This is a genomic window from Limnospira fusiformis SAG 85.79 (assembly GCF_012516315.1).
Classification (GTDB): domain Bacteria; phylum Cyanobacteriota; class Cyanobacteriia; order Cyanobacteriales; family Microcoleaceae; genus Limnospira; species Limnospira fusiformis.
Genome location: NZ_CP051185.1, coordinates 5,715,922 through 5,729,130 on the forward strand (window position 1 = coordinate 5,715,922; position 13,209 = coordinate 5,729,130).

A 13,209-nucleotide genomic window follows, 5' to 3' on the forward strand; every position below is an offset into this window, starting at 1 on the left:
TAATTAAACCATGGTTAATGATGAACCTACCAATAAAATAGACCATTTGGTGGCACCTCTTGATAATCAATACTACCGCGAGAGGTGTTATTTGGGGTTGATGTGTCACCAGGGAGGGCGACAAATGATTCAAATTAATGTCCCAGCCCAAGATTTACCAACTCTCCTACAGGCGCGACCCTCCCAGGGAAATGACCCGGACTCTGGCAAAAATCGACCCGAGATTAAAGGTCATGCTGAGGAAATTAAAGACTATATTATCCAGCGTGTTCATAAAAATAAACCCTGGATTTTGGGAACACTGACAGCTAATGTTAATCCTGAAGATATCCAAATTCTTGACTTGGGTAGAGGCGTGTGTTTTGTGATAATTCCCCGTGGTCATAAGTTAGATATCACTGATGGACAACACCGCAAAACCGCCATTCATCAATTAATTGAAAGTGATTTAGGAAAGTTAATCGGTGAGGATGATTTTCCGATTACTTTGGTTTTGGAGGAGAATTTTAATCAGTGTCAGACCGACTTTAGGGATATGGCGCAAGCCAGACAATTAGATAAATCTTTGCTGGTTTCTTTTGGGGAACATTCCGGTCGCATTGGGATTACCAAAAATTTGGTCAATCGCGTTTCCATGTTTTATGGGAAAACTGAGAAGGTGAAAAAAAGCCCTTCCACTAAGCAGAAGTTGATTTATACTAATGCTTATATTGTGAATTTGGTCAGTTGTGCTTTTACTAATCAGCCGGATAATGACTTAGAAGATTATGATGTAGAAATGGCATCCCATGAATTAACTCAATGTCTGAATCAGTTTTTTTCGGAATGTCCGGTCACATCACATATTGCTAATCAGAGTGTGGATGAATTAACGGTTGAAGAAGTGGCTAATTTTAAGGAAAAATATTTATTAGGTTTTCGGGTGGGTTTGGAAATACTGGGGCGACTGTTATATATGACCTATGACGGTCAGCAAAATGAGTTTAATCGAAGTAAAATATCTCAGTTGGCGCAACTGGACTGGTCGCGGGAGAGTCGTCTATGGGAAAATAATGTGGTCACGATAGATCCTAACCCCAAAAACCCCCATAAACCCTATAAAATTTCCATGGGGGCTAGTCAGGTGAGAATTGCGGTTAATATAGTTAAAGCCTATTTGGGCTGGGGTTCATCTCATCCCTATCTGAGTTAAATGTTATGGTGGGGGTAGTATACTGGTGATAGCCATTTTTAAAGATATCTTAAACCTTATGGTCGATCGCCATGAAAAACATGAAAAAATTATCATATTTGACTTTGATGGGACTTTAGCTGATACCTTGGAAGTGGTGATTAGCATTACCAATGACCTGGCGGCAGATTTTGGATATTCCCCCACCACAGCCACTGATTTACAGCAATTACAAAATCTCAATTCTTGGCAAATTATTAAGCTGTCTAATATCTCCCTATTCAAAATTCCTAAACTCCTGCGCCGAGTCCAGCAGGAATTACAAAATAATCTCGGATCTATTTCTCTATTTCCGGGTATTCCTGAAGCCTTAAACGACCTGAAAAACCAAGGCTGTCAACTATCTATTATCACGTCTAACTCACCAAGTAATGTGGAATTTGTGTTAAACCGACATGGTGTTTTAGCACTTTTTGATAATCTGAATTCCGAGTCAACACTCTTTGGGAAACACCGAATTATTAACCGCCTACTAAAACAGCAAAATATCCCCAAACATCAAGCGGTTTATGTGGGAGATGAAACCAGAGATATCACCGCAGCCCACAAATCGAAAATTAAGAGTATCGCGGTAACTTGGGGGTTTAATTCGGCTAATGTACTGGCTAAATATAAGCCGGATTTTATGATGAATCAACCCCAAGACTTACCCCCAACGATCGCATCTATTTTCCCGATAAATTAGCCTTCCGACTCTCGATTGAATCCCCTCAAAACGGCGCGATCGCTGACATTTTTATAAATGGTTTCTAAATACTGCATAACCACATCCGCCGCCGTGGCTGTAGTCCCCAGAGGAATTGGACCTAACACATCCAAAACTGTCTCGCTTCCTGGAGGTGGTGAAATCACGACTAAAGAAGATTCCAACTGTTGTTTATACTGCCAATATTCACTCACCACAGGAGGTTCATAACCCTTGACAGAGGGGGATACTTTGGAGGTTTTTCTGTCTTTTTTCCCCCCACCAGAACCCCGTATATTTCGCAATTTAGCGATAATCTCTTCTTTCAAGCGTCCCCGCAGTTGAAATAAGACAAATGGATCTTCACTAAAGCGATCGCCTAACATATAATAAACTGCACCAATATGCTTACAGGGGTTAGCCGGATCTGGACAACTACACCGAGAGTGTACTTCATCCAAATTAAAAGGAAATAGCCGCAAGCCATTTTTAGCAAATACATCCTCAATATTATAAGGCATTTCCCCCGCTAACAACTTCGCCGAAAAAATCGCCTGCTGGGATAATGTTTCAATCACATATCCCCATTCTTCCTCCGTAAAAGCATCTAACCACAATTCCACCTGATAAGGTTCCGCTTGCGTCCCTTGAACTTGCGCCAGAACCCGCTGACCAGTAAATTCAATATTGAGAACATTACCCTGTCTCGCATAATTTCTCGCCCTTTCCAATCGTTTCTTAAACCGATAGCGATTCAGAATGTCTAACCATTGCTGGGTCCACCATTCCTGATTATTTTCTATATGGTAATCTGCCATAATTGGGAACCCCAAAAAATATCGTTTTATTCATTATAGACAACCAGTGAGGGTTGACAACAGCCGGGAACTCATGATAAGATATTGACATATCGTTTCATAATAAGAATATATGCAGCAACCAAAAAAATGCAACTATTTCCATTATCTAAAGTATAGCGCAGACCCCCCAAAAAGGCAACCCCACCCCCCCAAAAAAAATTTTTTCGCAACATTTCTTAATTTTTTGTTACAAAAGTTAACATAATGACCTAGTGATGGCGATAATGCGATCGCGGTAGATGGGAGGATGCGGTAGATGGGAGGATTCTGTATTCGGGGAATATTTTGGCTGAGAATTTGCGTAAATTGTTTGACGGAAATTGATAAATAATTATATTTGCCGACGAAACTTTCCCAGGCGGTGCTAGAGGGAGAAACGGAGGAGTTGGAGCGGACTCTGGACAGTAACTACGGACTGTTCGGGTTAGTAGTCACGAACTGCGAAAGTGCGATCGCCGATTGTCCAGAGCCGGAAATTCATGTCTATATTGGTCAAATCTGACTATATATGACTAGATTCTTGTTGAGACTTTACAATGCTTGGTAACTTTTGTGGATTCGCTATATCCTTGTGATACTGAAAGAATTGACCAAGCAAATTCTGCACGCGGGGACTAATTTGAGGCTGAGATGGTCAAAATTCTGGTGATAGTGATAGTTGGGGTTCTGGGAGCGATCGCTCTTTTGGAACTAGGGTTACGGGTTTTTTTTGGTTTTGGCAATCCTTTGATTTATGTATCTGATGAGGAGATCGGCTATTTATTGGCTGGTGATCAGAGTAGCAGACGATTTGGCAACCGGATTGAGATTAATCAATATTCTATGCGTTCTCATGCGATCGCCCCTACACCAGAAGATAACACTCTCCGGATCATGTTGTTAGGAGATTCTATTGCTAATGGTGGATGGTGGACTGATCAGGATGACACGATTTCTGCCATGATGACACAACAGCTTCAATCCCAACTACCAGTCAAACAGGTGGAGGTTCTCAATGTTTCTGCTAATTCCTGGGGACCCCCGAATCAATTGGCTTATGTTCAGAAGTTCGGTTTATTTGGTTCTCAGATCTTAGTTTTGCTACTCAATACCGATGATTTGTTTGCTAGAATCCCTAATCCTCACATTGTCGGACGCGATCGCAACTATCCAGACCAAAAACCTCCTTTAGCCTTGTTGGAACTGTTTAACCGCTATTTAGGACGCGATCAGCCTATCCCTCCACCTTCTCGCCCACGTCCCCAGGATGTGGTGGCTTATAACCTAGATATGATTAGAGAGCTAAATGCGATCGCTCTTCAACAGGGGGCTCAATTCCTACTGCTGATGACTCCCCTACTACGAGAAATCGGTGAGCCAGGACCAAAGGACTACGAACTTAAAGCACGCTCACGTCTGCAATCGCTTACCCAACAGGAAAATATTAAATTTATCGATTTTCTCCCACCCTTCAACAGCCACCCCGACTCCCCGAGTCTCTACCGTGACCACATCCATCTGAGTCCCCAAGGTAATCAACTCGTAAATGAATTATTACTTGAGCAACTTAATTTATAGTTAAGAGTGCGATCGCCGCTGTTCGTCGATGGGGGTTGCTCTCAGGTTTCTGCATCATCCTCATTTGAGCGGACGATACGTCGGACTCCGACGCGCGCGATACGTGGCACTCCGACGCTGGCGATCGCTTGTTTCGAGAAACCCGGTTTTTTGAAAAAACCGGGTCATCAGCAAATTGGGTTATCAATTACACCGACAGAAAGGAAGTCATGGGATTTATAAATTGAGGGGTCGATGAAGGTTGTTGTCAATGCGAGGCGATGAATTGCTTTAATTAAGTGTTGTTGAAAACATCCCAATCAATTCCCAGTTGTCGCAGTGCAGACCGTAGAGTTCCAATTTTGAGATCGCGACTTCCCCAATCCGGTAACACCGAAGCTTGCCCTGTGTTGGGATTCAACCACTTTCGGTGAGAGCCACCCCCGCGCCGGGGCAATTCTTGACAACCCAATGCTTTCAGTTTTCGGGCCACTTCGCGATACTTCATGAACTCACGACTAAAGTTTCTAGCCACACAGAATGATCGGCATCGGCAACACATAAATTTGGGGGTAAAGTTCGACCCAAATCCTCATAAATCTCGACCACGGCAGCCAGGGCATCCTGAACGTTGGCGAGGGCTTCCTCGGCGGTGTCGCCCTCGGTCAGAAGTTCTGGCAAGAGTGGGGACGTCACAGTAAATCCCCCTTCGGGTTGGGGGGAGAGCAGCAAAGGAACTTTATAAAGCATTGTTTGGAGATTCTCCTTTTGGGTTGAGTTGTATCGAATATTTTCCAGTTTTTATAACGCCTAATTTTAGCACTTGTAGCTGCTTTTAGTCAATGCTTTGAATGAGTGGCGATCGGGGCAAACGAGATAGGTGCGATCGCTCTTCGCGTAGCACAGGCATCTTGCCTGTAGTGGACCGACACGGCTAAAAATGTGCTTTCGTGTAGGGTGGGTTAGGCGGCTGAAACCCAGGCGGTGATGGCAATCTAGCAATCCGCCGTAACCCACCGTTTAAGGTGTGTCGGTTCAGTATAATCGAGAGCGTCGCTCCCATCGTGTCAACCCCCAGCCCTCATGGCTCCATCGGAATTGCTGACGACAGCGGTTGTGGCGATCGCATTCCGGCGTCCGGACACGACTCGGAAGGTGTTTGATGTGATGCCGCGAGTCAAGCCGTCCGAAGGGCGGGCAATGCTTTGGAAGCTCGAAATTCGTGTTATAATAGATAGCCGTCGAAATTTTAGAGGTGAGTTGATGCGGTCAATCAAGGGAATTTTTAAAGGCGGGTTCTAGATTTTAGGAGTGGTGTATGAATGCAAAGTCCATGTCTACTTCGGAAACAAAAATTTATAATTACACGGTGATTTGTGAAAAAGAATCAGAGGGGGGTTATCATGCTTTTTGTCCGGTTTTGAAAGGGTGTTACAGCCAGGGAGATAATTTTGAGGAAGCCTTGGTAAATATCACCGAAGCAATGGAATTATATATTGATAGTTTGCTTGAGGATAAAGAACCGATACCTGAAGAGAATCTGATCATCAAGCCTGTCCAGATCCCCCGATGAGTAATTTTCCGACAGTTAAGGCGAAAGATTTTAGATGGTTGAATGTAAAATTTACCTTGATGTTTGTTGTTTGAACCGCCCCTTTGATGATTGGAGTCAAGAACGGATTCGCATAGAAGGAGAAGCTGTCCTCAACATTCTCCATCGAATTAATGCCCAAGGTTGGCAGTTGATTATGAGTTAAACAATTGCAGCAGAACTGGAAAAAATGAGCGATTTAGAAAAATTAGAAAATATCAGAGAAATTTTGAACTTGGCTACGACGGTTGTTGAAATTGACGATGCAATCAATATTCGTTCACAAGAGTTGGAACTATTGGGATTTGGACTGTACGACGCTTTTCATGTTGCCAGCGCTGAAAGGATCAAAGCAGATGTTTTGTTGACGACAGACGATCGCCTGCTGAAAAAGGCAAGTAACAATCAAGATGGATTGCGGGTTAAAGTGAGCAATCCGGTTAATTGGTTGATGACGATTTTTCAACAAGAAGGAGGAATGACTGATGACACCTATTGAATTGAGAAGACAAGGTTATCAAGTTTTAGTTGAGAATCTGGGTCAAATTAATGCGATTCGCTTTTTACAACAGGTGGGATGGGGACATGGCGATTACACGAAAGAACGAGAAAATCTGCTGAAGTCGGTGACGCGAGATGAGTTTTGGCAAGATATTCAGAAAATTAGAAATCGCCGATAGATTGGCTTTTGCTGGTGGATTCCCGCCGCCGATTTTTGAGTCAGAATATAGGGTCAATTTATTATGGTCTTCGCACACGCTACGCGATCGCTCTTCGCGTAGCACAGGCATCTTGCCTGTAGTGGACCGACACGGCTAAAAATGTGCTTTCGCGTAGGGTGGGTTAGGCGGCTCAAACCCATGCTGTGAAAGCCATATATCAATCCGCCGTAACCCACCGTTTAAGGTGTGTCGGTTCAGTAGGGTGGGTTAGGCGGCTCAAACCCATGCTGTGAAAGCCATATATCAATCCGCCGTAACCCACCGTTTAAGGTGTGTCGGTTCAGTATAATCGGGAGCGTCGCTCCCATCGTGTCAACCCCCAGCCCTCATGGCTCCATCGGAATTGCTGACGACAGCCGTTGTGGCGATCGCATTCCCGCACCCGGACACGACGCGGAAGGTGTTTGATGTGATGCGCCGGGTGCAGCCGTCCCCACAGAAGCGCGATCGCGTTAAGCTGGAGAGCAGTTGAAGTGGGAAAAGCGATCGCTCATGTCCAATTTGGCAGTACCGGCAAATCGAAGAAAAGTTTATCTCGAAATGGCTTTGCGTCGATGCCGTCCGGGTCGGGGTAGTAGTCTAGCATTTCTCCAATCGCGAACTTGGAATCATCCCGTGACTGATCTCAGAACAATTATTCAAACGCCTTTTGTTATCGTGGGAGGAATTGCCACTCGGCTTTATATGCCCGAACGCATGACCGATGATTTAGATATTTTAATTTGGGCAGAAAATTCTGACCGCATTTATGGAGAATTAGAACAGGCGGGAAGTCAAAGGGTGGGAGCGTTAAATATTGGCGGGAGTACCTGGCAGTTATCGGATGGAACGATTCTAGACGTGCTGGAATTCGAGCAAGCATGGATTGCCGATGCGATCGCTTATCCCAACTTTTCCCCGGATGGGTTGCCGGTCATTGCATTGCCCTATTTAGTATTGATGAAGTTGCAAGCCAGCCGTTCTCAAGATCTGGCGGATATTAGCCGGATGTTGGGGGGGGCGGATGAAGAGATGTTAAATTCGGTGCGATCAGTTATCGGGATTTATCTTTCGGATGCTTTAGAGGATCTGGAAAGTTTGATCGCCCTGGGTCAATTGGAGATGGGGAATTGAATCCAATGCTTCGGAAATGCAGTATGTGCACACACGCCTTCCGATCGCTCCTTTTCCGGGCATCTTGCCTGTATAATCGGGAGCGTCGCACCCATCCCGTCAACCCCCAGCGCTCATGACCCCATCGGAATTGCTGACCACAGCCGTTGTCGCGATCGCATTCCCGTACCCGGACACGACGCGGAAGGTGTTTGATGTGATGTGGCGGGTGCAGCCGTCCCCACAGAAGCGCGATCGCTCTACCCACAGACTAGGCGATCGCTCGTTTTCCCGGCATCTTGCCTGTATAATTGGCAGGGTCGCAATCCTTGGCGGAACCGGAGTTATACCGATTGAGGACTGGGGCGATCGCCACTTCTGCTAATATACCCGCTTATGGGGGGAGTAAGGGGGGATGTCGGCTGGGAGTCGGCGGTTGGCGATCGCTTTGGCGGGTGATATAATTCGGGTTGATGCCTCAATAAATTCTTTCACCGCAGGGGGAGGTGGCAAGGTGCGATCGCATTACATCACAGCCAGCCTACCACTACCCTAGCAGGATTACTGAAATCCAGGGAAATGAGGATGGCGATCGCACAGATTTTAAATATAGACAATGTAAAAATGTTAAATATTATGCGAGATATTTTGGGGCTATCTTAAAAGTTCAATTCCACAGTCATTGTTACCCCGCTTGTCATGGAAAATCTGCCGGTTAACCTAGATAATGAAACTTTAAGACAAATCGATGTTTTATCCAAAAAACAGAATTTGTCTCCTTCTCAAATTGCTAAATTAGCGATCGAATTTTGCTCCCTGCTGCCACCTGCTGTATGGTTAGCCGGTAACGTCGTTTCCGGTGCCGAAAAAGTTGAGATGGCTAATATTGTCGCCCGGGCTATTTTGGAAAGTCAGTACCATGAAGCTATACAAAAAATTCAACCGCAGCTAAATAAGGAGTGGTTAGATTCTTTGGTAACTGAAGACGATATCCTTGATGCTGCAGTTAAGCTAACTCAAGATGACTGAGACTTTAAGGTTGTGCTTGGATCTGAATATTTGGTGTGCGGCTCTGTTAGCTTCGGTGAAGGGAAGAGAGGGAACTTCTTGTCAAACTTTGGTGGACATAGTTCGACAGGGCAACTGTTTGGTTGGAAAAGTCGAGATCGTCATCTCTTGGGGAATGTTGAATAGGTTGCAAGAGGTTCTGGAAAATCGACCGGAACTTCAAGTTTTGCGGGATGATGCGGTTTTTTATGTTGAGTTAATACGCAGTTATGCTCAATTAAGCCCGCAATTAACTTTGGGAGGAACGGGAATTATACCGATTCAGGACTGGGACGATCGCCACGTTTTAGAAACTTCTATTGCGGGTGATGCAACTGCTTTGGTGACGGGAAATTTTAGGGATTTTCTGGTTAAGGATTTAACGGTAATTATTCCACAACGTCATGGCATTTATAGGTCTGCAAATCGCTCTTTTCATTTGGTTCATCCTTACTTGATGATGAATTGGATTAATCGGGGTCGGGTTCCTTCGGTTTCTGATTTTTAACTGAGGTTAGTCAAATAGCTAATGTGTGGTTGGAAAGATTATTGCGTAGGTCTGGTTTTGGGGATGGAGATAACTACTGAATAGGATTAATTCAATGACTAAATTAGTGGTTTTAATTACCGGAGTTTGAGGCGGTATTGGCAAGGCAACTGCCCAGTTTGTTCACCCCCAAGTTTGGTATGTGGTGGGGGTTCAGCCAGGCAATATGTCCGCTCCTGTAGCGGAAATGGATAGGTTTTTTCAAGCTGATGTCCCGGATGTTTCTGCCTGGGAGGAGATGGCTCAAAAGTGGCGAGGTGAGGTGGCTAGGGTGGATGCGTTGGTCAATAATGCGGCCGTCATGGTTGGTCAGCCTGGTAGTGGAAACGACACGCCAGCAGTGGGAGGGGGTGTAGTGGGTGAATTGCCTCGCTCTATTTTGCCGTGTGTCAGTTGGCCGCGTGGGGGTGCGGTGGTGAATGTCAGTCCTGTTCATGCGATCGCCACTTCTGCTAATATACCCGCTTATGGGGGGAGTAACGGGGGGATGTCGGCTGGGAGTCGGCGGTTGGCGATCGCTTTGGCGGGTGATATAATTCCGGTTGATGCCTCGATAAATTCTTTCACAGCAGGGGGAGGTTGGATGAGGCGATCGCGAGATTGAGTACCCAGTAAAAAGGAATCTCCACATTAATCCCACATTGTTAGGAGGTCAAACGTGGTTGCAGTGAATCCAGCGGTCACAAAAGTTTCCTTAGAGGATTTTTTAAAACTTCCTGAAACCAAACCTTATTCTGAATATCTCGATGGAGAGATAGCACAAAAACCCATGCCGCAGGGAGAACATAGTATTATCCAAACCTATCTATCTGCCAGAATCAATGACATTGGCAAAGCGAACAAGGGGGCTTTAGCATTCACAGAGTTAAGGTGTACTTTTGGCGGACGTTCTCTGGTGCCTGACATTTCTGTTTTCGCTTGGGAACGCATCCCTAAGACGGAACAAGGAAGAATTCAAAATCGCTTTGAAGTTTGTCCGGATTGGGTGATTGAAATTTTATCTCCTGAGCCATCGGCAAACCAGGTAATTAAAAAGATTATTTTTAGTCTGAAGCAGGGAACAGAGTTGGGATGGTTAATCGACCCCAAAGATGAATCAGTGATGATATTTCAACTCAATCAATTGCCAGATATCCCCTCAAAACAGGAATTTTTGCCGGTTTTAGAGAGTGTTAAAGAGATGCAGTTATCGACTACGGAAATTTTTAATTGGCTGAAAATTGAGTGACGGAATTCAATGTGATGGCGGCGTGGGGGTGCGGTGGTGAATGTCAGTCCTGTTGAAGCGATCGCCACTTCTGCTAATATACCCGCTTATGGGGGGAGTAAGGGGGGATGTCGGCTGGGAGTCGGCGGTTGGCGATCGCTTTGAGGGGTGATATAATTCGGGTTGATGCCTCCATAAATTCTTTCACCGCAGGGGGAGGTGGCAAGGTGCGATCGCATTACATCACAGCCGGCCTACCACTACCCTAGCACGATTACTGAAATCCAGGGAAATGGGGATGGCGATCGCTTTTTGAAAACCATCCACAGCCTCTTCTAGCTTACCGCTCCGCAGCAGTTGATTACCCCTCACTAAATCCCTGACTCCCCAGAATCAAGTCTATATAGACCGGTTGGATTCACCCAGGGATTATACCATCATCAGGATATTCTTGCCAAGGATTTTAATCGACCCACAATCAACTACACTTGTCAAGTACGGATAACCGAATGCTTTATTCCGGCAAACCGAATGCCGCTGGCTCTAGGTAATGCGATCGCGGCCCTCGGTATGGGAGCTACACTTCCCAATCTTCTATTCTCAACTCCGAGACTCGCTCAAATTCTCTTGTATTATGAGTGACCAATATTAAATGATTGACAATGGCTCGCGCCGCCATCAGCAAATCATAGGGGCCGATTCGCGTTCCCAAACTTGCCAAGTTGTTTCTGATTTCTCCCGCCTTTTTGGCGGCTCTATCATCCCCAGGTAAGGAGACAAAAAAATCTAAAAATTCTTGTTGCCTTGCCAAGTTTTGCGGCGGATTTCCACTCCGCATCGCCCCATAAAATAACTCAAATTTCACCACGGAACAAACGGCGATATCTGTCGGATCGATCGCTTCTAATTTGTTCGGTGAGAAGTTGCGATCGCCGATTCAAATAGATGGCGACAACGTTGGTATCTAGTAAATACAGCACTTGAATTTATCGAGTTGCGAACAGTTCTTCGGGCGGATCGTCCAATTCCGCAGAGACTCCTTCTTCATCGATGATGATGGGAGCATCCGCACAACTGCCCCAAGTTTTTTCAAAGAAATCTGACAGCCATTTGGGGTGTTTGGTTGCTTTCTCTTGCCGTGGGGGTGTCGTCGCTTGGAATAGGACCAAGACCTCGAGTTCGGTGTTCTTGACTTCGGAGGGCATCTGCACTTTTAAGATGCCATCTTCTCCGATATGGGTCGCCAAACGAATGTTTTGCATGGGGGGCGATCGGCATTTGATGGGCTATGATGCTTTGATTGTATCACCAACGCTTGTAGCACAGGCATCTTGCCTGTATAATCGGGAGCGTCGCTCCCATCCCGTCAACCCCCAGCGCTTATGACCCCATCGGAATTGCTGACGACACCTGTTGTTGCGATCGCATTCCCGTACCCCGACACGACGCGGAAGGTGTTTGATGTGATGTGGCGGGTGCAGCGGTCCCCACAGAAGCGCGATCGCACCGGATATTGACTCCTGTAACTCAGTCGGCGCTCTTATACATATTTTGAAAAAATTGTCAAGTGCGGATAACCGAATACTTTGTTCCGGCAAACCGAATGGCGATTTGTGCTATGCGATCGCTCTTCGTGTAGTCCGGGCATCTTGCCTGTATAATCGGGAGTGCGATCGCCAACTCTGGCTCTAATTTACCATTGGCGGGGACGGAATTTATCATCATTTAAAATTACTACACTATCTCCCGACTGTGCCAATACAAATAACCCCCGACGATAGCCATAGCTGGCGACTTCTTCGGGAACCACCATTCCGGCTACGGCTCCCATGGCATGAAAATCACGATAAGCGGGCATTAACCGCTTGAATTTTTCCAGTCTTTCCAGGTGTTCGTTGATGTCGGTTTCGGTGAGTTTACTTTTGACTTCCACTAATATGGCTTGGTCAGTGTTGACCACCAGCAAATCAATTTCTATGGCTTCTCCAAAGCGTTTAACGGAGATATTAGGGTGGAATTCATTAACCGCAATTCCTCGTCGCTGAAACAGTTGGACGACGGCGGGGCGGACTTGCCATTCGACAAATTCTCCGAGGCGGTTACCCAGTTCTCCTAATTGCCGGTTGAGTTGTTGGTTTTGTTGTTGAATGAGTCGTTCGGTTTCTCGGAAGCGGCGATCGCTTTCTTCGGACTGTCGCTGGAGGAGTTGCTTGGTTTCCTCGAAGCGGCGATCGGTTTCCCGGAAGCGGCGTTCGGTTTCTTGGGACTCTTCTTTGATGACTCGTTCAGTTTCCTTTTGGGCTTCTATGAGTTCCGCCAGCAGTCTCCAAACATCATCAGCATTGGTGGTCATGGGGGTTGTCCTTGGTGGTGTTTTAATTCTCCATTTTAGCAGGTCACCACTGCGCGATACGTCGCACTCCGACTGCGCGATCGCTTGTTTCGAGAAACCCGGTTTTTTCAAAAAACCGGGTTTCTTAAATTCTGGCGCAGCCGACAATGGTTGTTTGGGGAAAGTAGGGCGGGTTTATATAGCTGCTGGTGAAGAAGAATATAGGCTGTTGAACCCGCCCCTACAGGAATATGTGACCCCTGGGTGGTTGGGAAAGGCGATCGCTCATAGTGTGGTCCGGGCATCTTGCCTGTATAGTTGAGGGAGGGACAAAACTTTATTTTTGTTGACAATGGGAG

Annotated in this window: 26 protein-coding genes; 17 read left to right on the forward strand and 9 right to left on the reverse strand. The window is 45.9% G+C overall.

The annotated features are described in order from the left end of the window. Positions 1-10: 10 nt before the first annotated feature. Together HFV01_RS26510 and HFV01_RS26515 are read left to right on the forward strand one after the other, a co-directional pair. Positions 11-1,192: a DNA sulfur modification protein DndB gene (locus tag HFV01_RS26510; protein ID WP_193520540.1), complete on the forward strand. Its 1,182-nt coding sequence runs from the start codon at positions 11-13 to the stop codon at positions 1,190-1,192. 25 nt (positions 1,193-1,217) lie between these two features. Beyond that, complete coding sequence (locus HFV01_RS26515) at positions 1,218-1,916, forward strand: HAD hydrolase-like protein (protein ID WP_083806317.1); 699 nt, start codon at positions 1,218-1,220, stop codon at positions 1,914-1,916. On the opposite strand, the gene HFV01_RS26520 is transcribed toward HFV01_RS26515, so the two are convergent. Beyond that, positions 1,913-2,734, reverse strand: coding sequence for an SWIM zinc finger family protein (locus tag HFV01_RS26520; RefSeq protein ID WP_006622248.1), 822 nt, complete (start codon positions 2,732-2,734; stop codon positions 1,913-1,915). The genes HFV01_RS26515 and HFV01_RS26520 overlap by 4 nt on opposite strands. Positions 2,735-3,113: 379 nt before the next feature. Between HFV01_RS26520 and HFV01_RS26525 the strand changes: the two genes are divergently transcribed. Then, entirely contained in the window at positions 3,114-3,278 is a 165-nt protein-coding gene (locus HFV01_RS26525; protein WP_006622250.1) for a hypothetical protein, read from the forward strand. A gap of 128 nt (positions 3,279-3,406) precedes the next feature. Continuing rightward, positions 3,407-4,333 carry an SGNH/GDSL hydrolase family protein gene (locus HFV01_RS26530; RefSeq protein ID WP_006622251.1) on the forward strand — a complete coding sequence of 309 codons (927 nt, stop codon included), beginning with the start codon at positions 3,407-3,409 and terminating at the stop codon, positions 4,331-4,333. Positions 4,334-4,607: 274 nt separating this feature from the next. Here HFV01_RS26530 and HFV01_RS26535 read toward each other — a convergent pair whose 3' ends face one another. Together HFV01_RS26535 and HFV01_RS26540 are read right to left on the reverse strand one after the other, a co-directional pair. Beyond that, positions 4,608-4,805, reverse strand: a complete 198-nt coding sequence (locus HFV01_RS26535) for a type II toxin-antitoxin system HicA family toxin (protein WP_231296454.1) — start codon at positions 4,803-4,805, stop codon at positions 4,608-4,610. An 11-nt stretch (positions 4,806-4,816) separates the two neighbouring features. Then, complete coding sequence (locus HFV01_RS26540; protein ID WP_228116437.1) at positions 4,817-5,008, reverse strand: type II toxin-antitoxin system HicB family antitoxin; 192 nt, start codon at positions 5,006-5,008, stop codon at positions 4,817-4,819. A 622-nt stretch (positions 5,009-5,630) separates the two neighbouring features. Between HFV01_RS26540 and HFV01_RS26545 the strand changes: the two genes are divergently transcribed. The 12 genes from HFV01_RS26545 to HFV01_RS26595 all read left to right on the forward strand — a co-directional run bounded on the left by HFV01_RS26545 (position 5,631) and on the right by HFV01_RS26595 (position 10,787). Next, positions 5,631-5,885 (forward strand): type II toxin-antitoxin system HicB family antitoxin, encoded by a 255-nt coding sequence (locus tag HFV01_RS26545; protein ID WP_006622254.1) that lies wholly within the window; start codon positions 5,631-5,633, stop codon positions 5,883-5,885. A gap of 34 nt (positions 5,886-5,919) precedes the next feature. Further along, complete coding sequence (locus HFV01_RS31385) at positions 5,920-6,069, forward strand: hypothetical protein (RefSeq protein ID WP_315640117.1); 150 nt, start codon at positions 5,920-5,922, stop codon at positions 6,067-6,069. Between the two features lie 24 nt (positions 6,070-6,093). Continuing rightward, the gene (locus tag HFV01_RS31390; protein WP_315640118.1) at positions 6,094-6,402 is read left to right on the forward strand and encodes a PIN domain-containing protein; all 309 of its coding nucleotides are present in this window, start codon (positions 6,094-6,096) and stop codon (positions 6,400-6,402) included. Further along, positions 6,389-6,583: a hypothetical protein gene (locus tag HFV01_RS26555; RefSeq protein ID WP_006622257.1), complete on the forward strand. Its 195-nt coding sequence runs from the start codon at positions 6,389-6,391 to the stop codon at positions 6,581-6,583. The genes HFV01_RS31390 and HFV01_RS26555 overlap by 14 nt, the downstream gene beginning before the upstream one ends. Before the next feature lie 510 nt (positions 6,584-7,093). Then, a complete protein-coding gene (locus HFV01_RS26560; protein ID WP_228116436.1) occupies positions 7,094-7,738 on the forward strand; it encodes a hypothetical protein in 645 nt (214 codons plus the stop codon). Positions 7,739-7,853: 115 nt separating this feature from the next. Then, positions 7,854-8,102 (forward strand): hypothetical protein, encoded by a 249-nt coding sequence (locus HFV01_RS26565; RefSeq protein WP_155839106.1) that lies wholly within the window; start codon positions 7,854-7,856, stop codon positions 8,100-8,102. Between the two features lie 30 nt (positions 8,103-8,132). Beyond that, on the forward strand, positions 8,133-8,273 hold the full coding sequence (locus HFV01_RS26570; protein WP_193520541.1) for a hypothetical protein: 141 nt from the start codon (positions 8,133-8,135) through the stop codon (positions 8,271-8,273). Between the two features lie 143 nt (positions 8,274-8,416). After that, positions 8,417-8,746: a hypothetical protein gene (locus tag HFV01_RS26575; RefSeq protein WP_006622262.1), complete on the forward strand. Its 330-nt coding sequence runs from the start codon at positions 8,417-8,419 to the stop codon at positions 8,744-8,746. Further along, the gene (locus HFV01_RS26580) at positions 8,739-9,272 is read left to right on the forward strand and encodes a PIN domain-containing protein (protein ID WP_006670163.1); all 534 of its coding nucleotides are present in this window, start codon (positions 8,739-8,741) and stop codon (positions 9,270-9,272) included. Before HFV01_RS26575 ends, HFV01_RS26580 begins: the two co-directional genes overlap by 8 nt. A 184-nt stretch (positions 9,273-9,456) precedes the next feature. Further along, positions 9,457-9,915, forward strand: a complete 459-nt coding sequence (locus HFV01_RS26585) for a Rossmann-fold NAD(P)-binding domain-containing protein (protein WP_318285994.1) — start codon at positions 9,457-9,459, stop codon at positions 9,913-9,915. Between the two features lie 54 nt (positions 9,916-9,969). Beyond that, entirely contained in the window at positions 9,970-10,539 is a 570-nt protein-coding gene (locus HFV01_RS26590; RefSeq protein ID WP_006670161.1) for a Uma2 family endonuclease, read from the forward strand. A gap of 107 nt (positions 10,540-10,646) precedes the next feature. Further along, positions 10,647-10,787, forward strand: coding sequence for a hypothetical protein (locus tag HFV01_RS26595; protein ID WP_157234402.1), 141 nt, complete (start codon positions 10,647-10,649; stop codon positions 10,785-10,787). On the opposite strand, the gene HFV01_RS31395 is transcribed toward HFV01_RS26595, so the two are convergent. The 6 genes from HFV01_RS31395 to HFV01_RS26615 all read right to left on the reverse strand — a co-directional run bounded on the left by HFV01_RS31395 (position 10,762) and on the right by HFV01_RS26615 (position 12,871). After that, complete coding sequence (locus tag HFV01_RS31395; protein WP_318285995.1) at positions 10,762-10,890, reverse strand: hypothetical protein; 129 nt, start codon at positions 10,888-10,890, stop codon at positions 10,762-10,764. The two genes, HFV01_RS26595 and HFV01_RS31395, sit on opposite strands and share 26 nt — an antisense overlap. 205 nt (positions 10,891-11,095) lie before the next feature. Beyond that, a complete protein-coding gene (locus HFV01_RS26600; RefSeq protein WP_006622270.1) occupies positions 11,096-11,386 on the reverse strand; it encodes a PIN domain-containing protein in 291 nt (96 codons plus the stop codon). Beyond that, on the reverse strand, positions 11,373-11,498 hold the full coding sequence (locus HFV01_RS31400; protein WP_260378521.1) for a hypothetical protein: 126 nt from the start codon (positions 11,496-11,498) through the stop codon (positions 11,373-11,375). The genes HFV01_RS26600 and HFV01_RS31400 overlap by 14 nt, the downstream gene beginning before the upstream one ends. Before the next feature lie 6 nt (positions 11,499-11,504). Further along, positions 11,505-11,780 (reverse strand): hypothetical protein, encoded by a 276-nt coding sequence (locus tag HFV01_RS26605; protein ID WP_006670159.1) that lies wholly within the window; start codon positions 11,778-11,780, stop codon positions 11,505-11,507. Between the two features lie 301 nt (positions 11,781-12,081). After that, positions 12,082-12,243 carry a hypothetical protein gene (locus HFV01_RS26610; RefSeq protein ID WP_155839100.1) on the reverse strand — a complete coding sequence of 54 codons (162 nt, stop codon included), beginning with the start codon at positions 12,241-12,243 and terminating at the stop codon, positions 12,082-12,084. Further along, a complete protein-coding gene (locus HFV01_RS26615; RefSeq protein WP_193520543.1) occupies positions 12,212-12,871 on the reverse strand; it encodes a hypothetical protein in 660 nt (219 codons plus the stop codon). Before HFV01_RS26615 ends, HFV01_RS26610 begins: the two co-directional genes overlap by 32 nt. Between HFV01_RS26615 and HFV01_RS26620 the strand changes: the two genes are divergently transcribed. Next, positions 12,870-13,172 (forward strand): hypothetical protein, encoded by a 303-nt coding sequence (locus tag HFV01_RS26620; protein ID WP_035758892.1) that lies wholly within the window; start codon positions 12,870-12,872, stop codon positions 13,170-13,172. The two genes, HFV01_RS26615 and HFV01_RS26620, sit on opposite strands and share 2 nt — an antisense overlap. The last annotated feature ends 37 nt before the right edge of the window (positions 13,173-13,209 follow it).